Origin of the sequence: Fischerella sp. JS2, from assembly GCF_032393985.1 — a bacterium.
Classification (GTDB): domain Bacteria; phylum Cyanobacteriota; class Cyanobacteriia; order Cyanobacteriales; family Nostocaceae; genus Fischerella.
This window is the reverse complement of sequence record NZ_CP135918.1, coordinates 2174804-2201235: the sequence shown is the minus strand read 5'-3', so window position 1 is coordinate 2201235 and position 26432 is coordinate 2174804. Positions and strand designations below refer to the sequence as shown.

The 26432-nt window shown below is 41.2% G+C and carries 19 protein-coding genes; 12 read left to right on the top strand and 7 right to left on the bottom strand.

Annotation, left to right across the window (positions count from 1 at the left end):
- Positions 1-6 precede the first annotated feature (6 nt).
- Positions 7-1815: a S8 family peptidase gene (locus RS893_RS09165; RefSeq protein WP_315790888.1), complete on the bottom strand. Its 1809-nt coding sequence runs from the start codon at positions 1813-1815 to the stop codon at positions 7-9.
- A 683-nt stretch (positions 1816-2498) separates the two neighbouring features.
- Here RS893_RS09165 and RS893_RS09160 point away from each other — a divergent pair.
- Both RS893_RS09160 and RS893_RS09155 read left to right on the top strand, forming a co-directional pair.
- Entirely contained in the window at positions 2499-3407 is a 909-nt protein-coding gene (locus RS893_RS09160) for a hypothetical protein (RefSeq protein WP_315790887.1), read from the top strand.
- Positions 3408-3552: 145 nt separating this feature from the next.
- Positions 3553-5475, top strand: coding sequence for an Hsp70 family protein (locus tag RS893_RS09155; RefSeq protein ID WP_315790886.1), 1923 nt, complete (start codon positions 3553-3555; stop codon positions 5473-5475).
- A 355-nt stretch (positions 5476-5830) separates the two neighbouring features.
- Here the strand turns inward: RS893_RS09155 and lepA are convergent, their stop codons facing one another.
- On the bottom strand, positions 5831-7642 hold the full coding sequence (gene lepA, locus RS893_RS09150) for a translation elongation factor 4 (protein ID WP_315790885.1): 1812 nt from the start codon (positions 7640-7642) through the stop codon (positions 5831-5833).
- Positions 7643-8123: 481 nt separating this feature from the next.
- On the opposite strand from lepA, the gene RS893_RS09145 reads away from it, so the two are divergent.
- The 5 genes from RS893_RS09145 to RS893_RS09125 all read left to right on the top strand — a co-directional run bounded on the left by RS893_RS09145 (position 8124) and on the right by RS893_RS09125 (position 13965).
- A complete protein-coding gene (locus RS893_RS09145) occupies positions 8124-8360 on the top strand; it encodes a hypothetical protein (protein ID WP_315790884.1) in 237 nt (78 codons plus the stop codon).
- A 188-nt stretch (positions 8361-8548) separates the two neighbouring features.
- Positions 8549-10297 carry an ATP-binding protein gene (locus tag RS893_RS09140; RefSeq protein ID WP_315791919.1) on the top strand — a complete coding sequence of 583 codons (1749 nt, stop codon included), beginning with the start codon at positions 8549-8551 and terminating at the stop codon, positions 10295-10297.
- A 102-nt stretch (positions 10298-10399) separates the two neighbouring features.
- Complete coding sequence (locus RS893_RS09135) at positions 10400-11038, top strand: DUF3386 domain-containing protein (RefSeq protein WP_315790883.1); 639 nt, start codon at positions 10400-10402, stop codon at positions 11036-11038.
- 270 nt (positions 11039-11308) lie between these two features.
- Positions 11309-11539, top strand: a complete 231-nt coding sequence (locus RS893_RS09130; protein ID WP_315790882.1) for a NifU family protein — start codon at positions 11309-11311, stop codon at positions 11537-11539.
- A gap of 194 nt (positions 11540-11733) precedes the next feature.
- The gene (locus RS893_RS09125) at positions 11734-13965 is read left to right on the top strand and encodes a glycoside hydrolase (RefSeq protein ID WP_315790881.1); all 2232 of its coding nucleotides are present in this window, start codon (positions 11734-11736) and stop codon (positions 13963-13965) included.
- Between the two features lie 281 nt (positions 13966-14246).
- Here the strand turns inward: RS893_RS09125 and RS893_RS09120 are convergent, their stop codons facing one another.
- Both RS893_RS09120 and RS893_RS09115 read right to left on the bottom strand, forming a co-directional pair.
- Complete coding sequence (locus RS893_RS09120; RefSeq protein ID WP_315790880.1) at positions 14247-15698, bottom strand: DUF5009 domain-containing protein; 1452 nt, start codon at positions 15696-15698, stop codon at positions 14247-14249.
- Positions 15699-15725: 27 nt separating this feature from the next.
- Positions 15726-16661 carry a polysaccharide deacetylase family protein gene (locus RS893_RS09115; protein ID WP_315790879.1) on the bottom strand — a complete coding sequence of 312 codons (936 nt, stop codon included), beginning with the start codon at positions 16659-16661 and terminating at the stop codon, positions 15726-15728.
- Between the two features lie 279 nt (positions 16662-16940).
- On the opposite strand from RS893_RS09115, the gene mrdA reads away from it, so the two are divergent.
- The 5 genes from mrdA (at position 16941) to RS893_RS09090 (ending at position 21421) form a co-directional block, all read left to right on the top strand.
- On the top strand, positions 16941-18761 hold the full coding sequence (gene mrdA / locus RS893_RS09110) for a penicillin-binding protein 2 (RefSeq protein WP_315790878.1): 1821 nt from the start codon (positions 16941-16943) through the stop codon (positions 18759-18761).
- 280 nt (positions 18762-19041) lie between these two features.
- On the top strand, positions 19042-19593 hold the full coding sequence (locus RS893_RS09105; RefSeq protein ID WP_315790877.1) for a 1,2-dihydroxy-3-keto-5-methylthiopentene dioxygenase: 552 nt from the start codon (positions 19042-19044) through the stop codon (positions 19591-19593).
- Between the two features lie 3 nt (positions 19594-19596).
- Positions 19597-20232, top strand: coding sequence for an HAD-IB family phosphatase (locus tag RS893_RS09100; protein ID WP_315790876.1), 636 nt, complete (start codon positions 19597-19599; stop codon positions 20230-20232).
- Positions 20233-20236: 4 nt separating this feature from the next.
- Positions 20237-20869, top strand: coding sequence for a methylthioribulose 1-phosphate dehydratase (gene mtnB, locus RS893_RS09095; RefSeq protein WP_315790875.1), 633 nt, complete (start codon positions 20237-20239; stop codon positions 20867-20869).
- 255 nt (positions 20870-21124) lie between these two features.
- On the top strand, positions 21125-21421 hold the full coding sequence (locus RS893_RS09090) for a putative quinol monooxygenase (RefSeq protein ID WP_315790874.1): 297 nt from the start codon (positions 21125-21127) through the stop codon (positions 21419-21421).
- Positions 21422-21468: 47 nt separating this feature from the next.
- On the opposite strand, the gene RS893_RS09085 is transcribed toward RS893_RS09090, so the two are convergent.
- The 3 genes from RS893_RS09085 to pgm all read right to left on the bottom strand — a co-directional run bounded on the left by RS893_RS09085 (position 21469) and on the right by pgm (position 26351).
- Positions 21469-22815, bottom strand: a complete 1347-nt coding sequence (locus RS893_RS09085) for a TldD/PmbA family protein (RefSeq protein WP_315790873.1) — start codon at positions 22813-22815, stop codon at positions 21469-21471.
- Positions 22816-22945: 130 nt separating this feature from the next.
- The gene (locus RS893_RS09080) at positions 22946-24388 is read right to left on the bottom strand and encodes a TldD/PmbA family protein (RefSeq protein WP_315790872.1); all 1443 of its coding nucleotides are present in this window, start codon (positions 24386-24388) and stop codon (positions 22946-22948) included.
- Between the two features lie 298 nt (positions 24389-24686).
- The gene (gene pgm, locus RS893_RS09075; protein ID WP_315790871.1) at positions 24687-26351 is read right to left on the bottom strand and encodes a phosphoglucomutase (alpha-D-glucose-1,6-bisphosphate-dependent); all 1665 of its coding nucleotides are present in this window, start codon (positions 26349-26351) and stop codon (positions 24687-24689) included.
- Between the last annotated feature and the right edge of the window lie 81 nt (positions 26352-26432).

Genomic DNA, 26432 nt, shown 5'->3' with positions numbered 1-26432 from the left:
ATAATATCATAGCCGAGTAAACTTGTCTTGTACAGCTGACACAGCTGCATTCAGGTTGATCGCTCCATAGCCATAACGTTCCGGTTGGCTATGTATAAGAAAATTCTTTTGGGTACTTGCTGCCAAAAGCTCACAAATCTCCTCAATGGTGAGTGACTGGTTGTGAGCAAGGGCTTCAGCAAACATTAAGGCGATCGCCCCACTCACCACAGGAGCAGCCATACTAGTACCAGACATACGTATAACTTGAGTAGCTGTGCGTGAGGCAGCAGCCCAGACGTGATGACCAGGGGCAATCAAATCTGGTTTTTGCCGTCCATCGCGTGTGGGGCCGGAACTGGAAAAGAATGATAGGGGCTTATTGGTTTTAGTGTTATCGTAGGAACCAACCACGATACTTTTATATCCACAGGCGATGGTGTTGAGGGTGTGGGTATTATCGTGGGGAGGAACAAAACAAGTTTGACTTTGATCTTCACGCTCAATCCAAGCATGAAATTTCCCATTGATGACATGAACTCCGTGGAGGCGTAGCGTCCAAATCCCACCTGGTAAATCAGGTTCCATAAATACACAAATAACGTTATCTCTGTTATTGGGATCACAGTGGCGGTTAGTGAAGAAGATAATGGTGTTGTCTTCACTGTCTACTACTTCTCCATTTTCTCCCAAATCCACCCGACCCAGACTACTACCATCGGGAGCAATAATTTCTAGTTGAAAGCGATCACCTCCATCGTACCATATTTCTATTTCTTTTTGTCTAGGATTTCTGTGAGGGATTTGCCACTGGAGATCAAAGTGATGATTAGGCAACACAATTCCAGATGCATGAATGCCTGTATCGTAGCTATTACCAGCAGCAATTACTATAGCTCGGTTTGGCTTTTCGGAAACTAAAGCATCAATACCCTGTTCAACTAAAGTTGTCCCGTCATGAGGCCCACCATACAGCCCCAGACTAATGTTAATTACACAAGGGCGATCGCCAGCAATATTAAAGATATATGTCATTGCTTCCAACAGGGCCACCGTATCGCCAAAACACTTTTCTACGGCTTTTTCACCATTTTCAATCAGAGGAGTATATTCATTTTGAGATAGTTGAACAAACACGATATCTGCGGCGGGGGCTACACCCGAAAAACCACTCCCTTGTCCGTTACCAACGGCAATATCCATAACGTGAGTGCCGTGGGCCCTTTCTTCTAGTTCGTATTCTAAGACAGCATAAGGATCACTTGCGCCAAGTGCTTGATTGATCTCATCCCGCCTATATTCTTGACCATATCCATAGGGACTTTTAGGATTAGGATGACCATCTTGGTTCCAAAAAGCTAGTAATCTGGTAGAACCATCAGGATTACGAAAATTTTTGTGAGCAAAGTCACAACCGACATCAATAATACCAACTACAACACCACTTCCCTGTTCTTCTAGAGAATTTTGAGAATAAAGGTCTTGGATAGCGGCAGTTGCTGGAGAATTAATATTTATAGTTGATTTTAGTGCTTGTGCTGGTTTCAAGCTAACCACACACTTGGACTGCTTTATATGCTCAATTCGAGAAACTGGAATTCTACCTGTGACAATTCGCTCACCATTGGGCGTACTACCCAAGTTAGCACCCGGATAGACTTCGTTCATAGATAGCCATTCCTTGAAATTATTTACCTTAGCAATAACTGCAACCTCTTCCTTTTCAGTTGATGTAGTAGCAGCTATGGTTATTCCTCGGCTTTTGCGTTCAAGTAGTCTTTGTAGCCGAGGGTCGATGTCAGTAAATATATCTGTTGATTCAAATTGCAATTGCATGGAAGAAAATTTTTAGCTGAAAACAATAGTTTGGGTCTGTAATTACATTTACAGGCTCTTTCCAATGTATTTCAGAAAAAAATCAAATGGAATATACCTATTTTAGATTTTGGATTTTGGATTTTGGATTATTAGATATAATCGAACTGCTTTAAATTAGAGAAGGGAGTATTAACTAAAAAACAGGCGGAGGGAGAAAAATCTTCTTCCTGGCAGAGTTTTTTGGATGTGATTTTACGTTTAATTATATCTACTGGAAATGAAAGAAGGGGATGTGGTAAAGAGAATAGTTGGTAGGGTGTGTTACGGTACGAGATGAAAAAAAGATAGCGAAAAAAATTTTTTACTGTAACGCACTGTTCATTGTGGTGCGTTGCGCTGCGCTCTAACGTACCTTAAAAAGTAAAGATTTACTAATGTGGATTAGGGCTGTGGCAAAATTTATATTTTACAATATCGACCACCGATGAACACCGATGTAGACGCGCCCATCGGCTTCCCGTACTGCGAAGCAGAACCCGAAAGGTAGGGTACACGGATAGTTACAGATGGATTTTCCGTTGGTGGCAATAGTGGTATTTGGTGATTATTAGTCTTCTTACCTATTATTTATTATCAGCAAGAGTAGATTTAGATTAGACATTAATTTTTCAAGTTAGGCAATTATCACTTTTGTATTAGTAATGAAAAAACTATTTACACTTTTTAGTGAAGAACGTAACCAACTCCAGGAAGAGATTGACAAGGCAATCAGTGTTGAACAAGTAGTGAAGTTGGTGCAAAACAGAATTGATCATCTAGAAAGAATTTATATAAGTGAGCTAAATGTGGCTCAGGTACGTTTAGCTTCCTTTTTTTTAGATGCATTGCGCCAATCAATTGCTACTCTCGCTGCACCTCAGGTTTCTCAAATGAGTCTCTTAGAAGCAAAGCCAATCACTAACCAAATTACAAATTTGTCTGCGAACAGGTTAATTCTGAAACTGCTCAAGGCACTTCTTTATATAGGTATTTTAGGTTGGTTGTTCTATTTAACTGAAACTACCCCTGGTGCATGGATGGCTATCTTACTAGCTTCTGTGCTGATCGGACTAGAGGTGGTGTTGCAACTTGACAAAAATAAACAGGAAAATAATTCAAATTTTGCTGAGTTAAGAGAATTACCCCAAGCAACCCTAAAATTTGATAGCAAGATTCTTCTAGATAATCTTGGGGATGCTCTCAACACGATAGACTTAGCAGTCGCTAGAGTTGAAGAAGGGAATAAACCTTTTGATGATCGCGCTATAGAAGAACTGCCAGAACTATTAAATTTTCTGCAAAGACTAATAGGCGCGTCATTTCTTGATAAACCCCAAATGATGCTGGAGTTAGCAAAAATTTTGCCCCAGATTTTAATGGAACAAGGAATTCGTACGCAAATTTACCAACCAAGTAATCCCTCGAGCGATCGCGCTTTTTTTGATTTCGAGCCAAGTATTGATCCTGACACCAAAGATTACGTCACTATCACTCCTGCTTTATTGAAAGGCGATCGCTTGCTCAGACGGGGACGGGTAATTGAACCAGCGTATTCTCAGGCTAGAGAATAAAAGGGTCGGGAGATGGGGAACTCACCGGTCTCCACTTCCCTAAGGGAGTGGGAATTAGGGGCAATGGGGAGAGAGTTTGATGCTTTTCCTAATAATTATTAAGGATATAAATTGTAAGCGTAACAGCTGAAAAGATAGTAAGAATATGGAAATTTTAGAAACAATTGGTTTTGATTTGGGACATGGTGAAACAGCTGTAGCAAAAGCTGTAGTGGAGAGTATCGAACCTCCCCAGATGCTGGAAATTAATAATAAGAAAAACCAAATAACGGCTCTTGGTTGGCATCCTCAATTAGGTTATCTTGTCGGAGAACAAGCGTTAATTCAAGCCGGTGTAACTCAGCTGCAAATATCTTTTAAGCAAAAACCAAATCACGATCTAGATTATAGAAAAACAATTAGCACTTTTGTTGCAACCTACTATCGTCTTTTGCAAGAAAGCAAACAAATCGAAGGCGGAACAACAAGCTACTTTTACGTTGGTTGTCCCTCAGGATGGTCACTAGGCGAACGGGAAGAATATCAAAAGCTACTACAAACTGCTGGTATTCCCCAATTAAGTGTTGTACCTGAATCACGGGCTGCTTTTATGCAAGCCAAGGAAGCCGGAAAACTGGAGTATGAAAAGCTGAAATCATCAGTACTAATTGTTGATATTGGTTCTTCAACTACCGATTTTACTCTCGTTAAAAGCTTACATGAAATTCCAGTAGATTTTGGTAGCAATGCTTTAGGAGCATCTTTAATTGATCATGCTATTTTTGAACGTACTCTCGCTCAACATGATCAAAAAGCGTTACTCGAAAAAGTATTTAATGAATATCCCCATCATCAAGCTCGTTGTGAACTTGCCTGCCGCAAAGCTAAAGAAAATTATTTTTCTAACGAACAGTTATACAGTGATTCTCAATCTTTTGCCCGGGGTTTCGAGTCGATTAACGAACAGATTTATTTTATTCCCCAAGTTAACAAATTGGTGATGGAGGAAATCTTGAACCAACCCTTAACCGAACTAGGACAAAAAAGTTGGATGCAAGCATTTCGCGCCGCCGTCAGTGAGGCAAAACAAAAGCTGAATCAACAAAATATTGTGCCGAAACTTTTACTTATGACTGGCGGTGCATCGCGGATGAAGTTTACACATCAAATTTGCCAGGAAATTTTTCCCGAACCAGAAACACTCCTGCGTCCCGACCCGGAACCAGAACGGTGTATTGCGCTGGGTTTAGCGCGAGTCGGACGATGGGATTTACGGGCAAATGCCTTCAAACAAGAAGTCAATAAACTATTTGAATCACAAAAGCTCAAAGATTTAATTGCAAGACAGATCCCGGAATTAGTCGGATTATTGATCAAGCCACTGGCAGATAATTTGATTGAAAGCGCTGTGAGAACAGGTATCAAAGATTGGCAAAAGAATCAAACCCGGACTTTAGCTGATTTGGAAACATCTATGAAAGAGCGAGCACAACAGTGGCTGAAAAGCGATCGCGCTCAACAAATAATAAATAATCAATGCATCAGTTGGTTTAATAATCAAATTCAACCAGACTTAGCCGCAGAAACCGACCCGATTTGTCGTCAGTTTCACATACCCAGAAGTAGTTTAAGGTTTGAGGAAGGCATCGATCCAGCTTTTGTCAACCCAGAGTTACGCATTGGTGATGCTATCCTTGCTGACACAGTAGCATTTATCGTCAATGTGGTAATTGGTGGAGGTACTCTCGCCAGTATCATTACTCTCATCCTCACCGGACACTTTACCTGGCCAATTGCCTTAGTATATGGCGCTTCAGTGATGGCAGCAGGCATGGAACTAAACCGCCAGGGTGTCAAAGAAGCAATCAAGACAAATGTCGATGTCCCTAGTTGGCTACGTCCTAGTTTTTTAAATGACAAGAAAATCGACGATATATGCAAGCAAATTAAGCCTGAGGTAGAGAAAGTGCTGCAAGAACAACTAACAGCAAATCAAGAAGCTTTTGCTCAATTAATTGCCAAAGTGGAGCAAGGGTTGCAAAAAGCTCTTTCCACAAAGGTTCAAGAGGCAATCATTCTCATTCAATAAGGGAACGGGGAACGAGGAACAGTATAATTACCACTGTTGCCACCTACGAAAAATCCATCTGTGTCATCTGGAGGACACTGCGTTGCGGGGGTTCCCCCCGTTGTAGCACGTGTTCGTTGTTTATCGGTGTGCATCGGTGTTCGATTTCTCAAAAATAATGCTTTTTGTGCCTCGCGTCCTTAGTCAATTCACAATTAGATTGTGTATTTTTGATTTTTCAAGTTAGACTCTCATGGGCAATTGCCCACGACCAGGGGATGAAAAATAAAACGAACACAGATGAACACCGATGCACACAGATGGATTATGGGTTTGCTGTTTAAGTTAATCCCCCATCACTATTTCCAAGCCAGGATTACTGCTGATCCAAGCGCAGCACTGCCATAAAAGCTTCTTGCGGAACATCAACAGTACCTACAGCTTTCATCCGCTTTTTACCCTTGGCTTGCTTCTGCAACAGTTTTTTCTTGCGACTGATGTCACCACCGTAACACTTGGCAAGTACATCTTTTCGTAAGGCGGGAATGTGTTCGCTGGCGATAATCTTGCTACCAATAGCGGCTTGAATTGGCACTTTGAACTGATGGCGAGGAATGAGTTCTTTTAACTTCTCAGCCATTGAACGCCCAACACCATAGGCTTTATCGCGGTGGACAATCATTGCTAAAGAATCAACTGGTTCGCCGTTAATCATGATATCTAGCTTCACCAAAGGATTCTCGCGGTAGCCGATCAAGTGATATTCCATACTGGCATAACCACGCGATCGCGATTTCATTTGATCAAAAAAGTCAGTGACGACTTCTGCCAAGGGTAATTCGTAAGTCAGTGTAGTACGTCCTTGGGTGAGATATTTCATATCTTTGAACACACCACGTCGGTTTTGTGATAATTCCATCAGAGTACCGACATAAGTCTCTGGTGTAATCATTTCTACCTGGACGTAAGGTTCTTCTATTTTTTCCCGTTCGTTGGGAGGAGGTAAGTGACTGGGATTATCGATGTAGATTACTTCGCCTTTGTTAGTGGTAACACGGTAAACTACTGAAGGGGCAGTAATAATTAAATCTAGGTTGTATTCCCGTTCCAAGCGTTCTTGCACAATTTCCATGTGCAGCAATCCCAAGAAACCACAACGGAAACCAAAACCCATCGCGCTAGAAGTTTCTGGTTCATAATGCAGCGCTGCATCATTAAGTTTGAGCTTTTCCAACGCTTCCCGCAAGTCTTCAAATTGATCGGCATCAATCGGGAACATGCCACAGAACACCATTGGATTTGCTTCTTTGTAACCAGATAAAGGTTCAGCAGCCTTGGCATTAGTCAGGGTGATAGTGTCGCCGACGCGGGCATCAGCAACGGCTTTAATGGCTGCTGCTAAGTAACCTACTTCTCCAGCGTGTAAGTCTGTAACTTGCTTTTGGTTGGGAGAAAGTACACCCAATTCGTCAATTTCATATTCCTTGCCAGACGCCATTAGATAAATGCGATCGCCTTTCTTCAAAGTCCCATCCATGACGCGGAAATATACAATCACACCTCGGTAGCTATCATAGTAGCTATCAAAAATCAATGCTCTTAAAGGTTGATTGACTGTATTTCGTGGTGGTGGAACACGCTCTACAATCGCTTCTAAAATTTCATCAACACCAATTCCCTCTTTGGCAGAAGCGAGAATTGCACCACTGCAATCCAAGCCAATAATTTCTTCAATTTCTCCAATGACTCTATCTGGTTCTGCTCCCGGTAAGTCAATTTTGTTCAACACTGGAATAATTTCCAAGTTGTGTTCTAGTGCCAAATAAACATTGGCGAGAGTTTGTGCTTCTACACCTTGGGAAGCGTCTACTACCAACAATGCGCCTTCGCAAGCTGCCAGACTCCGAGATACTTCATAAGAGAAATCCACATGACCAGGAGTATCAATTAAATTAAGTACGTACTGCTGACTATCTTTTGCTGTGTAGTTCATCCGGGCTGCTTGCAGCTTGATTGTAATGCCGCGCTCCCGTTCCAGATCCATATTGTCAAGGAACTGTTCTTTCATGAGGCGATTGTCCACCGTGCCAGTAACTTGTAGCAAGCGGTCAGCAAGGGTAGATTTGCCGTGGTCAATGTGAGCAATAATACAAAAATTCCGAATACGAGCTGCGGGAACGTCAGTCATAATACTTTTTTGCTTTAGCAGCAATCAAGGTTAAACAGAAATATACTTAACGTATTTTAATGGTTTCTTAGCTCATACGGTGTAATTGGAGGGGAAAGGTTAGGGGGAGGTGGGGGGAAGTGTGAGGAGTGTGGGGAGTGTGGGGAGTGTGGAAGGGAGACAAGGAGGAAATGCTTAACAACCAACAATCAACTACTAACCAATGTACAGACGTGATTAATCGCGTCTCTACTAACTACTAACCACCAACCAACCACTAACTACTAACTACTACCCACTAACTCTTGACTCTTGACTCTTGACTCTTGACAAAATATAAAGGTCTATCTATGGCATCTAGTATTGATCGGTTGGGAGCGTACAATAAACATCTAGAACTGCAAAATGCAGACAAAAGAAGCTGATTGCAGGTGACAATTGCTTAGAGTCGAAAACAAGCTTATCACAAAGCCTTTGATAAACGAATTGAGAGTTAGCAACTATGAATATGAAAGATAAAATTACGGAAGCGGAAGAATCTCCAACTGATAAGGTAGAAATTGCAATTCGTCTAGACTCGGAGTTGGTTGAGCAAATTCGACATTTAACCAATGACCCCAGTAAAGTAATTGAAGTGGCAATTCGTCAGTGGTTGCGAGGTGAAGTTCCCAGAGATGATGAACTTACACGCACTCCTAGACGTATGCCAGTACCACCACGAGGCGAATGGAATGATTAGTAACTACATAAAGATAAAAAATTAAGTGTTAAGGGAGAGTGAAGAAGTGTAGATTTTCTGATGTTGTCTGTCCTTAGCCGAAAATTTACTTATCAAAAGTGCTAAAGCTGTAAAAATTTATGCCAAGCTATAAGCAGCTTCAGCCAAAAATATTTTTGGGTTGCCACTTGTCTTATCCAACTCGAGTCATGAGTATTGCTGCTAATTCCCAACAGCCAAACTTTGTGTCTGAACATCTGGAAACTATTGCCAGTAACACTAATGGCTCATCAGCCACTTTAGGAGCCGAGTTGGTGTATATGCAAGACGGGATAGGGCGCTTTCTTTCCTTTCATTGGCAACACTGCCAAAGGTTTGGTATTGATCCTCAGCAAGTTGTTGATGCTAATGTCGATGCGGTTTTTGCCCCAGTAGATAAGGTTGCTTACTTAGAAAGATTGCAACGAATACTTACAACTTTAGTGCCAGAGAAGTGTCAATACTGGTTTCGCTATCAAGAGCATTTGATAGAGTTGGAGTTAATTATTAGTCCAATTTTGCCGACATTGGGTAATCCTGCGATCGCTGTTTTAGTGATCGGACGCCTACTACAAGCCACTGTCAGCGAAACAGAACTGGAAGCGATCGCACAAAGCGCCACAGAATTGGAATTAGCGTTACGTTCACAGCAACATCAACAATTGGTAACACAAATTACCAGAAATATCCGGCGTACTCTAGACTTGGATGTAATTTGGCAACAAACAGTTGACAGTTTAGGAGAACTGCTACAGCTGAAGCGTTCGATTATCTGTCCATACCAACCATTAAATAACAAGCTCAAGGTCATAGCAGAGTATCGTCAACCAGCGTTAAGTTCTGTATTGGGATTAGAAGTGGATATTGCTTCTGAGCCAGCATTTGCTAGAGCTTTGACTACCTTAGAACCAATTTTAGAAGAAAACCCCAAACATCCGCTATTTGGGCAAGAAACAATGTTGGTAGTCGCAACCTGCTATCAAGATCAGCCCAACGGATTAATTGCTGTAACTCTATGCGATAAATGTTATGGTGTGACAGCCGCAGAACTGGAACTAGCAAAAGAAGTGGCAGATCAGCTAGGGACTGCGATCGCTCATGCGACTTTGTATAGAGAACTAGAAGCTGCACGCCAACAAGCAGAAGAAGCATCTCGCCTCAAAAGTGAGTTTCTCGCTAACGTTTCCCACGAAATTAGAACGCCGCTTAACGGGATGATCGGCTTTTTAAAATTAATTTTGGATGGAATGGCTGACGATCCAGAGGAACAAAAGCAGTTTATTTTGGAGGCCCATAAATCATCACTACATTTACTGGATGTCATTAGTGACATCTTAGACTTTGCCAAAATCGAAGCAGACAAAATGGAACTGGAACTTGTACCAGTCAGTATTGCAGAATTATTCAGCGATGTAGGCAACTTTATGCGCCTGCAAGCCGAACAAAAAAACCTGAGTTTTCAAATGCATTTGCCAGAGACATCGGATGATATTCTTGTTTACGGTGACTACCAACGTCTCAAGCAAGTAATGCTAAATTTAGTCGGCAACGCTATTAAATTTACTCATGAAGGTGGTGTGACTGTCAACGCCGATGTAGTTCGCAAAACAGTAATATTTCAAGACCGAGAATTTCCCGGTATGGTAAAAGTACGTGTAGCAGATACTGGTATTGGCGTTTCTCTAGATCAACAAGACAAACTGTTTCAGCTATTTTCACAAGTAGATGGTTCCCGCACTCGTCAATATGGTGGTACAGGTTTAGGACTAGTCATATCTCAAAAACTTGTAGAGGCGATGGGTGGAGAAGTACATTTTTATAGTTTGGGTGAAGGGCTTGGCTCTACAGTAACCTTCAATGTACCACTGTATCAGCAACCAGTAATGGTTTCACCAAGTGAAGGTAATACACAAGAATAGTCAATTGTCTATCGTCAATAGTTACCAGTTAAAACAATTGACAATTGACTCTGGACGTCACAAAGCGGATTAAACTGAGAAAAGTGAAGTCAATGTGGTGGTATGACAACTCCAGACACAGCCCGCGAGTTATTCCAAACTGCTTACGAAAGCCGTTACACTTGGGACAAAAACTTTCCTGGTTACAGTGCAGATGTACAAGTGGTGCAGGGTGCGGAGATTTACACAGGTCAGGTTCGCATTAACCACGACATGAATATAGAAGTTACAGGAGTCAGTGACCAGCAAGTTGCAGAAGGTATTTACACTCAATTACAAGATATGGTCACTCACCGTCAACATACTTCTTTTGAGGAGTCGCATGGCAATCATGAATTTATTCTCGGTGAAATAGACAACACTGATGCAGTGGAAATTTTGGTCAAGGGTGAATCAATGGATTCTAATTACAAAATCCGGGACAAGCAAGTTTGTCAGGTAAATCGAACAATGGGTCGTATGACTTTTGTAATTGATACTTATAAAAGCTTGGATACAGGGGAAGGCTATATTCCCATTTCCTATGAGGCTACTTTCCGCAACACCCAAACCAACAAAGTCAATAGTGTTCTCAAGTTTGAAGATACCTATGAGAAAATAGGCAACTACTACATCATGACCAAGCAAATTGTGCAAGAGTATGTAGATGAAAAAAATACTACTAATACTGAGTTCAATTACTCAAATATTGTTCTTGGTTAGTAGTTGATTGTTGGTTGTTAGTGGTTAGTAGAAACGCGAGGAACATCGCGTCTGTACATTAGTAGTTAGTAGTTAGTGGTTGATGGTTGGTGGTTGTTAGTAGTTAGATAATTAGTAGTTAGTGATTAATGATTTACTACTCCTCACACTCCCCACACCTCCTCATCCCCCCATCTTCCCCACACTCCCCACCTCCCCACCTTTCTTGTACTAGGATGTAGTTAACAAATATAGAAATAAATATTTCTGATCAAAAGAGGTCTGAGAAAAATGGAACTGACAACTGACAACGTAGAAACTGTTTTGGATGAAATGCGCCCTTATCTGATGTCTGATGGTGGTAACGTAGAACTTGTAGAACTTGATGGTCCCATTGTTAAACTGCGGTTACAAGGCGCTTGCGGTTCTTGCCCAAGTTCTACAATGACCTTGAGAATGGGTATTGAACGTCGTCTCAAGGAAATGATTCCCGAAATTGCAGAAGTTGAGCAAGTAATTTAGGAATGGGTAGTGGAGAAAGGGGATAGAGGATAGGGGACAAGGGAGACAAGGAGGACAAGGAGGACAAGAAATTTTGGATTTTGGATTTGCGATGCGTGGATTTCAATCTAAAATTCTTTCTGATTCCCGATACCTGATCCCTGATCCCCAATTCCCAATGCCCGATTCTCAACCCCCAATCCCCAAATAAGCCTATGTCTCATCCCCTTTACATCGCTTTTATCTGGCATCAACATCAGCCGCTGTATAAATCTCGCAGCGGCGTTTCGCTTTCTTTGTCCCAGCATTATCGCTTGCCTTGGGTACGTCTACACGGTACTAAGGATTACCTAGATTTAGTACTGCTTTTAGAGAAATATCCTAAGTTACACCAAGCCGTCAATTTAGTACCATCGCTGATCTTACAGTTAGAAGATTATATAGCTGGTACAGCTTTTGATCCTTATTTAGAAGTTAGTCTCACGCCCACAGAACAACTCACTCAGCAACAGCGAGAATTTATCATCCAACACTTTTTTGATGCCAATCATCATACGATGATTGACCCTCATCCCCGCTATAGTGAGTTATATAGCCAAAAGCAAGAAAGAGGACAAGCTTGGTGTTTAGAAAATTGGCAGGCACAAGATTATAGCGATTTATTGGCTTGGCACAATTTGGCTTGGATTGATCCTTTGTTTTGGGATGACCCAGAAATTGCTGCGTGGTTAAAACAAGGTCGAAATTTTACTTTAGGCGATCGCCAACGTATTTATTCCAAACAACGAGACATTATTAGCCGCATCATCCCCCAACACCGGAAAATGCAAGAAACAGGGCAGATTGAGGTACTAACTTCGCCCTACACTCACCCGATTTTGCCCTTACTTGCTGATACTGATTCCGGCAGAGTAGCTGTACCAAATATGGCTTTGCCCCAGTATCGATTTCAGTGGCCAGAAGATATTCCCCGACATCTGCAAAAAGCTTGGAATTTATATATAGATAGATTTGGGCAAGAACCCCGTGGTTTATGGCCCTCGGAACAGTCAGTGAGTCCAGCAATTTTGCCGTATATTCTCAAGCAAGGATTTAAGTGGATTTGCTCAGATGAAGCTGTCTTGGGATGGACGTTGCGGTACTTTTTCCACCGGGACGGGGCAGGAAATGTGCAACAACCAGAGTTATTGTATCGACCATACCGTTTAGAAACTCCTGCGGGTGATTTGGCAATTGTCTTTCGTGACCATAGATTATCAGATTTAATTGGCTTTACCTATGGTTCTATGCCACCGAAACAAGCAGCAGCCGACTTGGTGGGACACCTACAAGCGATCGCGAGAATGCAAAGACAACACCAAAGCGAACAACCTTGGTTAGTCACTATCGCTTTGGATGGCGAAAATTGCTGGGAATTTTATTCTCAAGATGGCAAACCCTTTTTAGAAGCTTTGTATGCAACCCTAGAACGAGAACCACATCTTAAACTCGTTACCGTCTCAGAATTCCTCGAACAGTATCCACCAACAGCAACTATTCCCGGAAAACAACTACATAGTGGTTCCTGGGTAGATGGTAGTTTTACCACTTGGATTGGCGATCCTGCCAAGAATCGTGCCTGGGACTACTTAACACAGGCACGTGCCACCTTAGCAAATCATCCAGAAGCAACCGAAGAAAACAACCCAGCAGTTTGGGAAGCATTGTACGCAGCAGAAGGTTCTGACTGGTTTTGGTGGTTTGGTGAAGGGCATTCTTCCAACCAAGATGCAATTTTCGATCAATTATTTCGCGAACATCTATGTGGTATTTATAAAGCTTTAAATGAACCCATACCTCCCTACCTACGTCAACCTGTAGAAGTTCATGCTGCACGCACAGATCATCGTCCAGAAAGCTTTATTCATCCCAGCATAGACGGTCAAGGAGATGAACAAGACTGGGATAAAGCTGGACGTATCGAAATAGGTGGCGCAAGGGGAACAATGCACAACAGCAGCGTCATCCAACGCCTGTGGTATGGGGTAGATCACTTGAATTTTTATCTCAGGGTGGACTTCAAAGCAGGTAGTCAGCCAGGACAGGGTTTGCCATTTGAGTTGAATTTGCTGTGGTTTTATCCTGACCAGACAATGCATAATAGCCCTGTTCCCTTAGCAGAAGTGCCAGATATCGCACCAGTCAATTACCTGTTTCATCATCATTTAGAAATCAATTTGCTAACGCAATCGGTTCAATTTCGGGAAGCAGGGGAACATTATCAGTGGCATCCCCGTACCAGTCGGGCGCAAGTTGCTTTAGACCGTTGTTTGGAAATTGCAGTACCGTGGGCTGATTTACAAGTTCCACCAGACTATACCCTGCACTTAATTCTAGCGTTTGCAGATGAAGGACGTTTTTGCAATTATCTGCCGGAGAATGGTTTGATTTCGATTGCAGTGCCTTAATATTTGTTCGTTATTGGTGGTTGGTGGTTGGTCGTTAATTGAAAAGGAGGTTTGCGCCCACAACGAGGGAATGAAAACTCGACCACCAATGCACACCGATAAAAAAGACAGCCAGCCCAGGCAAAAATCATCTGTGTTCATCTGTGTACCCTTCGGGAAGCCACTTGCGCGTCTACGATAATCATTATCTCTGCCACTTCGCCACAAGCTTTTTGAAAACTTAACCACCGATACACACAGATACACACAGATGGATCATGAGTTTGCTGCTAAGTTAATCTTTACGTCCGCCAAAATAATTTTAACTTAGTACACAAACTCACAAAAATAGCAATTATGAGAGTATAAACAACTCCTTTAAGAAATCCTGTTAAAGGAGTATGAGTATAAGGTAAAATTAACGCTTCAAGATGAGTTAATTTCAAAATAGGCCAAACAAGATTGCCAAAAGCCACATAACCCATCATAGGATTCTGACCGTTAGCAATCAGTAGCTGCAAACATTGACGTTGCTTCAAAATATCTATAATTACAGTAAAAATAATTAATAAAAAGAATGCGATCGCAGTAGTTACAAAAAAATAACTAAATGTAGCAGGGTCTTTTTTAATGCCATTTTCAAAGGGTTCAAATAGTAAACCAAGTATCAACAAATAAACTCCCCATTGGTAAAAATATTTAATTAATCTTTCTTGTTTACTAGTCAAATTAATAAATAAAAACCAGCCAATCAAACAAAGTACTACACACACTAAACTTGTTTGCCATAATAATCTAGCTTGCAAACCAATTAGTAAGGTTATACAAATAGCTAACATCAAAAAAGTAATACTGTAAAAACGTAAACTCCACCATTTTGATTGATTTACTACTTCTTGTTGATCTGATAAATAAATTCCTAATGAATCTACAATTAAATCACCAGCAATAGTTCCAGGAATCACAATCAATAAATACTTCAAATAATCAAACTGAAAAATCCAAGGAATAGGCGATGCTTGCCAAAACACTGCAATCCAACTTCCTTGAACAGTTGCAGATAGTCGTAAAGCAATTAAAAAACCTAACAACCCAAAACGTAACAGCCAATTATTCTTGGTAAATAACCAAGCTAATGAGCCAAAAATAGCCATATTTGTCAGAACAATCAGAATAATATCACTTCTCAAAACTGAAAAACCATTTCCCTCTGGATAGTTAATTACACAAACAAGAATACTAGCAGCTACCCAAGCAATAGGGGTAATCAAAATAGCATATTGTCTGATTTTTTGGTTTTTAGGCCACCTCACGAAAACTAAAAAAAGTATCAAAAAACCCAGTAAAGCTATCCACCAAGTTTGTGTAGTTGGAGTTTTATTAATTGTTAAAGGTCTAATATGTTGTAGGAAAATTGCAAATATTCCTAGTAATAATCCTCGCCTGAAAATATAAAAAATTATTTGTGTTTTTGTTAATCCTTTAGCTAAACGGTTTAATATAGATAAAGGAATAGCAGATCCCATAGAAAATAAGAAAATGGGAAATACAATATCTACCCAAGTTAATCCCGGCAGATTAGGATTAAAAATATGATTTGGTGGTGGCTCCTGAGCATGGTACATCCAAGCTGGTAAAATTTCATAACTAATAGTACCTGATAAAATCATTGCCAAAATTGCAAATCCACGTAGTGCATCCAATGCATAGTAACGTTTTAAACTAGTATTATTAATACTATTATTTGGCTGCATATCAATTAAATATAATATTAAACATATTTATTCTTCAGGTTTAATTTTTTCTTGACTAACTTTTTTATCTAAAAGTTTGAGTAATTTTTCATCGAATGTCGTATCAAATTTTTCTATTAAATTTTTGACTGATTCTTGCCGATTAACTGTTAAACGGGGTATTTCATACTGATTTTTTAAAAAAGTTCTATTCAAAAGCTTATTATTGTACAAATAACCTGACAAATAATATTTAGATACATATTTTTTAACTCGTTGATTATAAGCACCATAAGGATATGCAAAATGTGAAGCTACTTTTTGTTGCGGATCTAAATTATGTGTACATTTTCTTAATTGATTCTGGGATTCTAAGATTTCCTTAATCAAGTTTTTATTACTTAGCCTTGTTAAATTTTTATGATTTAAACCATGAGATTGAATATCAAAAAAACCTTGTTGTAAGCCTTCTCTTAATTCCTGACAGCTTAGATTAGGGGAATTAATACTACCTTTCTTAGATAAAGCACCTGGATTGATAAATAAAACTACTTTTACTTTCTTGTCATACTTTTTTTCTAATCTTTTTAATATAGGTAGTAAATTTGTGTATACTGTTTTATAGCCATCATCAAAAGAAATCATAATAGGCTTTTTTTTCACAAATAAATCTGAATTTCGATGATTTTGATTTGATAGAATCTCATATAAATCTTGTGAACTTAGAAACCAATAATCGTTGGTCAGTAAGTATTCTAAAAATTTTTCTAAATCTTTTTGGGGATAATCCATCCTACCTTGTTCAAGTTGAGTAACAAAATTTTTATTGTTAATTACACCATGAAACCCCAAAATCGGGATGACAGTAGCAGTATCCTGAAAAATTAAAAGAAACAAAACAATAACAAAACTGACAGCCAAACTCAGAGGTAAATTTTTACTTTTTGGAGGATTCACAACTGGATGAGTTTTGCTGTAAGTCATTTTAGAGTTTTCAGGAATTCGTAAAAAATACGGATAACACTAAAGTCTGGGAAACGAGGATTTTCTGCCAGATTTGTCAAAAGTGGCAAAAGAACCTTATTTTTTTGTTAAAAAACGAATTATTATAGTCTATTGACTTCAATACTGAATCATCATTTGGTTTATTCTATACCAGGAAAAAATACCAAATCTACCTACTCAATTTATTTTCTTTCAATACGGGTAGTAATAGAGCGTAATCGTATACAGATCAAGTGAGTCGTAATCAAAGTTAATAGTATGTCCTTATTACAATCTCCTCTAGCCAGTAATAATAAACAATCACGAACCGTTGGACGGGGTGTACAGTCTATATTTTTGATTGTGTTTACCCTGTTAATGACAAACGGTATTCTAGCGCGGTTGATATATTTGCAAATTGTTCAAGGCCCTACTCACCGAGAAAGGGCCGAGTCTAATCGAATTCGGCTTTTACATAAACAACCAGAAAGGGGTAATATTTTTGACCGTGATGGCAAACTTTTAGCTACTACTCGCTATCCTCATTCTGTATATTTATGGCCGATGGCTCACAAGAACAAGGATTCGTGGTCGAAAGTAGGGCCACGTTTATCCCAAATTCTTAATATTCCTTTAGACGAGATAGAAAAGAAACTCGAAGAAGCTAAGAAAGAACCTAACTATTCTGGATTAGTGCGGATCAAACGCGACTTAAGTTTAGATGAAATCACCGCTCTCAAAGAGTATGAAACCGAACTGGAAAATGTCGAAATACATACAGACGCAGTTCGTTATTATCCACATGGTAAAGAATTTGCTCATGTACTAGGATATACTCGGGAATTGACATCAGAACAGTTGCAGCAAAAAAGAAACGAAGGCTACCGTCTTAGAGATGTGATTGGTCAGATGGGAGTCGAGAAGGCTTATGAGGACTTACTTCGGGGTGAATGGGGTGGCCAGCAATTGGAAGTAGATGGTAGCGGACGTCCATTACGGATTTTGGGACAAAAACAAGCAAAAGCTGGTGCGGATCTGCGATTAACCCTAGATGCAGATTTGCAATTGGCAGCAGCAAAAGCTTTAGGCGATCGCAATGGAACTATCATCGCCATGAATCCCCACAACGGCGCCATCTTAGCAATGGTGTCTCACCCCACCTTTGACCCCAATGTTTTCTCCAAGCCAAAAGCTTCTCAAAAAGAATTGGAAGAAATTTTGTTGGGTGCCAACCATCCTTTACTCAATCGTGCTTTGAGAGCCTATCCCCCAGCAAGTACATTTAAAATTGTCACTACTACCGCCGGGTTAGAGTCGGGTGAATTTTCTCCTGATACAATACTGCCAACCTATGGTTCTCTAAATTTTGGCGGTACTCGCTTTAATGAGTGGAACCATGCTGGATTTGGACCAGTAGGATTTGCACGAGCGATCGCTATGAGTAGCGATACCTTTTTCTATCAAGTTGGTGCCAGAGTTGGTGGTCCTACTTTAATTGAATGGACGCGCAAGTATGGATTTGGTCAAAAAACCGGGTTTGAATTTACCTCAGAAGAATCAAAAGGTTTTGTTCCTGATGAAGCATGGAAACAGAAAACCTGGAAAATGCCTTGGACTGTAGGTGACTCTGTAAATATGTCCATTGGTCAAGGAGCGCTACTTGCCACTCCTTTGCAAGTTGGTGTAATGTTTGCTGTACCTGCTAATGGTGGTTACAGAGTTCAACCCCATTTACTCGAAGACAATAAGCAAGCCAAATCTTGGCGTGAGCCAGTCAATATGAAACCCTCCACAGTCCAAGTTCTGCGGGATGGACTGCGAAAGGTAGTAAGTGAAGGTACGGGTAAAGCGCTAAATGTGCCGACTCTTCCTCCTGTCGCTGGTAAAACAGGAACCGCCGAAGCTTGGCAACGTTACGGTGTCAAAGCCAATCATGCATGGTTTGGTGGTTATGCTCCCGCCGACAAACCAGAAATTTTGGTTGTAGCATTTGCAGAACATTCCGGTGGTGGCGGTGGTAGCGTTGCTGGGCCAATGGCGTTACAAGTGATGGAAAATTATTTTCACAAGAAATATCCAGGTAAATACAATAAACCTTAGGGTAATAACTGAGGAAATAATCGTCCTTAGTACAATATTTCATGGTTCGTAGCGAATTCTCTGTGTCTGTGGTGTATCACTACGCGCGGATTTAAAGTCGCTATGATTTCGCCCAAAGCTATGTTTTGAAAGGCGAACACCGATACACACAGATGCACACAGATAGATTGTCTGTTTGTGGCTAGATGGTGATTGCTAATAATGATTTAGTCATAATTAATAGCAATATCCTTGTAAATCGCTAGAATTACCGTATAATATCTCATGCAGGAGGTGGACTATGGCGATATTACAACTAGAAGACGGCAAAGTATATACTGACCTAACAGATATTTCCCGCGAACTAGCATCCCTCAACATTCAACTCAATTATTGGCCTGTAGGAGAAGGTTCCCAATTACACGAGTTACTGGCAAAAGATAGCCTCAACGAAGATGAAAAAGAACAAGTGTTAGTAGCTTTGGATCAGTATTTTGAGCAGTTGCAACAAACAGCAGGCTATCAATCGCGTGATTTAATTGTTCTTCATCCAGCAACTCCCAACTTGGACGGATTGCTGACAAAGTTTGACAAAATTCATACTCATGCAGATGATGAAGTACGCTACGTTGTTGCTGGAGAAGGCATTTTTGGCTTTGTGCGTCCTGATGGCACTCAGGTAGAATTAACAGTGCAACCACAAGAGTATATCAATGTGCCTGCTGGGACTGAACACTGGTTTTATCTCACACCAGAGCGACGAGTAAAAGCAGTACGTTATTTTACCAATACAGAAGGCTGGTTTCCTGAATATACGGGTACACCAATTCACAGGCGTCAGGCTGTTGCTTAAAAAATGAAACGGATCATTTTTTGCGACTTTGACGGTACTATTACGGTATCAGAAACCTTTGTGGCTGTGCTGAAGCGTTTCGCGCCTCAGCTTTCTGCCCAACTGATACCAGAAATGTATGCACAGCGACTGACATTACGCGCAGGAGTCAGGCAGATTTTGGAGTCAATTCCATCTGCTTGCTATCCGGAAATTTTAGAATTTACCCGTAAAGAGCCAATTCGTCCGGGGTTTACAGAACTATTGGATTTTTTAGAAGCAGAGAAAGTACCTTTGGTAGTAGTTTCTGGGGGACTGCGGGGAATGGTGGAAGTTGTGTTAGGCAAACTAGTGCCACGCATTCATGCTATTCACGCTGTTGATGTTGATACCAAAGGTGAGTATTTGCACCCTAATTCCGAGTTTGAAGGTGGGACAGAATTAGTTGCGAAAGTGCAAGTAATGGAAAAGTATCCAGCAGATGAGAAAATAGCTATTGGAGATTCGCTGACTGATTTAAATATGGCATTAGCTACACCGATAGTATTTGCTCGCGATCGCCTAGCGTATTATCTCGCAGAAAATCAAAAACCTTACATTCCCTGGCAAGATTTTTTAGAAGTGCGCGAATATCTAGCACAATTGTGGAATTCTGTCTAGTATAATGAACAGCCCAACCCTAACCGACGTCCGTCTTGAGTTAATCACTGCTGCCCGTCACTTTTACCAACAGGGTTGGATGGTAGGAACAGCAGGTAATCTCTCAGCACGTTTATCTGATGGTAGCTTCTGGATTACAGCTAGTGGGAAGTCGAAAGGAGAATTAGCAATTGATGACTTTGTGCGAATTTATCCTGATGGTAGGGTAGAACAACCCACAAAAGACTCCAAGCCTAGTGCTGAAACTGCCATTCACCAGGTTGTTTATCACCTTTTTCCAGAAGCTACAAGTTGCTATCATATCCACTCGGTGGAAGCAAATCTGGTTTCACGGTTTGTAAATGGGGATGCTTTACCCTTACCACCACTAGAAATGCTCAAAGGACTTGGGGTATGGCAAGAAAACCCTGATTGCGTGATGCCTATATTTGCTAATCATTTACAGGTTCAGCAGATTGCAACTGAGATCAAAGCCAGATTTAGCAACACTCCCTCACAATTGCCAGCCCTACTCATACGCGATCACGGTGTCACAGTTTGGGCCTCTTCCTGCACAGAAGCTCGTAACTACATTGAGCTAGTAGAATATATCTTCCGTTATATGGTTGCAGCACGGGGAGTTTTGGGGGGGGTGTGAGGAGGTAGGGAGATGGGGACCGGTGAGTCCCCCATAAGCGACTGCGTTCGCGTAGACGCGCTTTACTCGGCTTCTGTAAAGTAAGGGTTTCCCGGCATAAAGAAAGAGGCGTAAGAAAGAGGCGTCACCTGCCGTGCGCCCTGCGCGGCTTAAGGTAAGGGTGGGGTATGAGGGGTGTAGAAATAACCATTGACTACTAACTACTAACAACCAACAATCAACAACCAACAACCACTGACTATTGACTCTTGACCAATGACTAATACAATTCGTGTAATTGCCCGTGTAAATGCTTTGCCAGAAAAAATTGAAGATATCAAAGCAGTCTTATTAGAAATAATTGAACCTACTCGCCAGGAGAATGGTTGTATAAAGTATGAATTGCTGCAAAATCAGTCTGAACCCACAGAATTTACCTTTGTAGAAGAATGGACTTCTCATGACGCTTTAGACGCTCATCTTGCTTCAGCACATATTCAAACAGCAGCAGCTAAATTGCAAGACTTGGTTGCTAATGAAATAGATATCCGTCGCTACAGTCTGTTAGCCTGACTTTTTGAAGTTGAGCAACAGGAGGAATTTGTTTGATAAATGGTCTCTTACAATGTATAAGTAAAATCTTCCACCAACATGCCAGGAACCATACTACCTCCAAGTTGCCGACCTTCATAAGTCCCGACTTCAGGGATAAATTCTTGAAAATTGGTAAAATCGAGTAAATTTTCACCCCAAAAGCGATAAAGACTATCGTCAAACCGCAAATTATCTATTGGTGCGATAATCTCACCATTTTCTACCCAAAAACAAGCATAGCGGGTCATACCTGTAATTCTACCTGTAGGGCGATCGCTCCAATTTAAGTAATGCAAGTTTGATACATATAATCCTGTATCCAAACTGGGTAGAGTTCGGTCAAATTCTAAATTACCCGGACTGATTTCTGGCGCACGTAAAGATTCATAACTATTAGCACCGTTAGCAGTTTTTTGATATTCCTTAGCAGTACGAGAATTTATCAAAGTATTTACTAAAATTCCTTGAGTAATGATTTGTAATTCTAGCGCTGCCATTTCTCCCCATTCATTAAAACGGGGTACTGTTCCTCGTTGAAAGTTTTCTCTGAGATTAAACTTAGAAGAAAGTTGTTTTTCTCCACGCGAAAGAGCAGCTAAAGCACTATTTCCCTGTTGTAAATCAGCTTCGCTTGTACCACCCCAAGAAAGCATCATTAATAAATCAGCGACTGCGGCTGGTGCAAAATAAGTTCTATATTTCCCCCGTGGTAATTGCTTGATTGGACGAGCCAGTAATTCTAGTTGCTTTTTTGCTTCTTGGATTTTGTGGATATAAGCTTGTTGATGCCAATCACTACCTGCAAATATACCTTTAACAGCTTGTCCTTTAGAGTTAAATATAGAATAATCTAAGGTAAAAGAATCAGTAGCAAACCAGTGTTTTTGACCACAAGAATCGGCATAAGCATTAACAACAGTTCCCCCAGCATAAAAGCCAGTGAAATCTAATTCTGCCACTGATTCTAAAACTTCCGGAACTACTGCTTCTTCAACTAATAAATTACCAGTGTGAATTTCGCGACTAGTATTAGTTCCTGATGGCAATACTAAATAAGGATCTAAAGGTAGCAAGGGAAGTTCTTCACGTAGTTCTTGCAAAGCTTTATATGTTACTTGCCAATCTATTTCCCAATTGCCAGTAAAAGGAATTTGACGAAAACTACTGCGCTGGTCTTGCATTAAAGTGAGGTCAATCCAGCCATCAGCAACTATACCTGTTTGTCTGACTTTGGCATGATTGAAACGAGTAAATTGACTACGTTCACTATTTAATTTGACAGTGAATTCTTCAGTTGCTGCTTTTTTAAGCAAGAGAGTATTAATCAGTTGGTTAAAGCTGACTTCTAAAGTAGATAATTCCTCGTGTTTCATCTAAATTCCTAATTTAAAAAGGGGAGTGGGGGAGCTACTTTTGTGATGGGGTGGTGGGGAAGTGGGGTGGTGGGGAGAGTTTGATTCTACATTCTCCCCATCTCCGGTTCTCCCCATCTCCCCATCTTCTTCAAGCGCCACCACCGAATACTTCGACGTTAGCAAATTGACAAACGGGTGAACCATGTCCTACCCAAATAGCTTGATTTGGTTCTCCTTTACCACAGTACGGAGTACCGTACATTTCCCAAGTTGAGGAGTTTCCGACTTTAGTTAAGCTGTGCCAAAATTCCGGAGTTGTAGCTCGATAGTTAGGATTACGCAAGGTTTTAGTTAACTTACCGTTCTCAATTAATTTAGCGTACTCACAACCAAATTGAAATTTATAACGGCGATCGTCGATTGACCAAGATCGATTAGATTCCATGTAAACGCCGTGTTCTATGTCAGCAATAATTTCTTCAAAAGAAGCTTCACCTGGTTCTAAATTTAAGTTTGCCATCCGGTCAATGGCAGGTCGGTTCCAAGAACAAGCACGCGCACAGGCTACTCCCGGGACACCTGCTCTTTTTTGACTTTCCAAACTACCTAAACCCCGCAATAGCACACCTTCTTTGATTAAATACTCTCGTGTTGCTACAGCACCAGTGTCATCGTAACCATAACTAGCTGATTCACCGGAAACAGTGGGATCAAAGGTGATATTCATCAAGGGAGAACCATACACCAAAACCCCAAAATCACTTTTGTTCACAAAGCTACCGCCAGCGTAGTTGCGCTCATCTCCTAAAATTCTGTCTAGTTCGAGGGGATGTCCCACACTTTCATGAATTTGTAACATCATTTGGTCTGGGGCTAATACCAAATTAGTACGTGTGGTGGGACATTCTTCTGCTGTTAACAGTTCTACTGCTTCTTCCCCTATTCGCTGTACCCTTTGCCAGAGATTTTCTGGTTGGAGTAATTCCATACCACCTTGGAAATAGTTTGCTTCCCAACCATTGTTAGTGCGCTGCTGCACGATCGCTCCATCTTGGGCGATCGCTCCGTAATGGGTACTGAGAAACAAAAATTTTTGATATACTTCTGAGCCATTACTGCTGACAAACCATGTTTCTCTTTCGCCAGTGTTAGCGCCAGCCGTAGTTTTCACAATTTGCTCAGAAACTTTTAGTGATTGGCAGATCCGGACTAGTAAATCGTTGATTTCTCCAGCACTAAGACTATTTAATGGTTCAACAAAAGGTGAAACGTATTCACCAACCACTTTCGGACGTTCACTTGTGACTTGAAAAGGATGTACCCACCACTGCTTAGCTGTTAGTGCTTGTTGATACGCTTTTTTCGCAGTGTTTTGTAGACTCATCAGTTGGAGAGAATTAGTAGCTGCATAGCCGATACAGCCATCAACCATGACTTCTAGCATGGCGCCTGTGGTGACAGATTTACCGTTGCGTTGGGGTAAGCCATCACGGACAGCATGATGAGCAGAGGTGTCTTTAACTACTCGGATACCGAGCCAATCAGCAGGAAGATTGATGTTAGCGATCGCTTTTGTGAGTTCAGACCACATTGAGGAAATAAAGAGTCAAAAGTAAAAAGTAAAACCAATTCTCCAAAAGGAGGCTACATATGTAGATGCTAGGTTAGCACGCCTGTGCTAATTTCCAAACATTATTTGTGTGTAGTAGAATTTTTGCGAATTGGTATAAGACCTTTAAAAACTATGAAGCATTTTTATTTAATTATATAGTTGATTATGAAATATTTACAGCAGCGATCGCTACATCATAAAACCACAATAATTGCCGCCCTAATTTGATTCTAGAGCGGCAACTAGTTTTGATTGCAATCTTCTAAAGGTGCAACAACTAAACGACATTAGCAACAATTTGTGTTGCTTCTTGCAAAATCTCCTCTAGATGAGCTTCGCTCTTAAAGCTTTCAGCATAAACCTTGCATACATTCTCTGTACCAGAGGGACGAGCAGCAAACCAGCCATTTTCAGTCGTGACCTTCAATCCACCAATTGGCGCATTGTTACCAGGAGCGTTGGTTAATTTGGCAGTAATGGGATCGCCAGCAAGAGTAGATGCTTTCACATCTTCCGGTGCGAGTTTGCCTAGACGCGCTTTTTGTTCTGGTGAAGCGGGAGAATCGATCCGCTTGTAGAATGGTTTGCCCAGTTTCGCAGTTAAGTCTTGATAGTGCAAGCCAGGGTCTTTACCTGTACGCGCCGTAATTTCTGCTGCTAATAAGTCTAATATTATACCATCTTTATCGGTTGTCCAGACAGTTCCATCCTGACGCAAGAAAGAAGCACCAGCACTTTCTTCACCGCCAAAGCCAAAGGAACCATCAAGCAAACCGTCTACAAACCACTTAAAGCCGACAGGTACTTCACATACCCGCCGCCTGATGTCTGTACCAACTCGGTCAATCATGCTACTACTGACCAAAGTTTTGCCGATCGCACTTGTTGCCGACCAGCCACTACGATTAGTAAATAAATACCAAATTGCTACAGACAGGAAGTGGTTGGGGTTCATTAAGCCGACGCTGGGGGTGACGATTCCGTGGCGATCAGAGTCTGTGTCATTGCCAAAGGCGATATCGTAGTCATTCTTAATCTTGACTAAGCTGGCCATAGCGTACGGTGATGAACAGTCCATGCGGATCTTGCCGTCCCAATCTACGCTCATGAAGCGGAAAGTCGGATCAACAGTGTTGTTAACTACGGTGATATTTAAACCATAGCGTTCAGCGATCGGCTGCCAGTAGGCAATATTCGAGCCACCTAAGGGATCAACGCCAATACGGATACCAGAGGATTTGATGACCTCAATGTCGATAATGTTTTCTAAATCGTTGACATAGGGAGTAATAAAGTCAAAATAGTGAGTCGTGGCTGCCTTGATAGCAGATTCATAGGGAATGCGCTTCACATCCCGGTTTTGATTTGCCATTAACTCATTGGCGCGAGTTTGAATCCATTTAGTAATCTCTGGCTCCGCCGGGCCACCAGAAGGTGGGTTATATTTAAAACCACCATCACTGGGTGGGTTATGGGATGGGGTAATAATGATCCCATCTGCTAATCCACTAGTTCTACCTTTGTTATAGCAAAGAATGGCATGAGATACTGCTGGTGTAGGCGTGTATTGTGCGTAACCTTCGCCCGCAGCAATGTGAACTTCTATATTATTAGCTGCTAGCACTTCTAACGCAGACTTTTGGGCAGGAGCCGAGAGTGCATGTGTATCCATACCCATGTACAGCGGCCCATTAATACCCTGACTTTGGCGATACTCCACAACCGCCTGAGATACGGCTAAAATATGGTCTTCATTGAATGTACCATTGACAGAAGAACCACGATGACCTGATGTACCAAAACTAACGCGTTGTAGTGGATTATCAGGATCAGGATGAACCGTGTAGTACTGATCCAAAAGCTGTTCGACATTAATCAAAATATCGGCTGGAGCAGGTTTGCCAGCCAAGGGATTGATTTGTTCTGCTGCTGTTGTCTGCATTGGCGCTCGACCTATGCTGCTATGGTTTGGCTACGTCCAGAATACCGTGAAATGACTTCTTACAGAAGTTTGGACAATGGA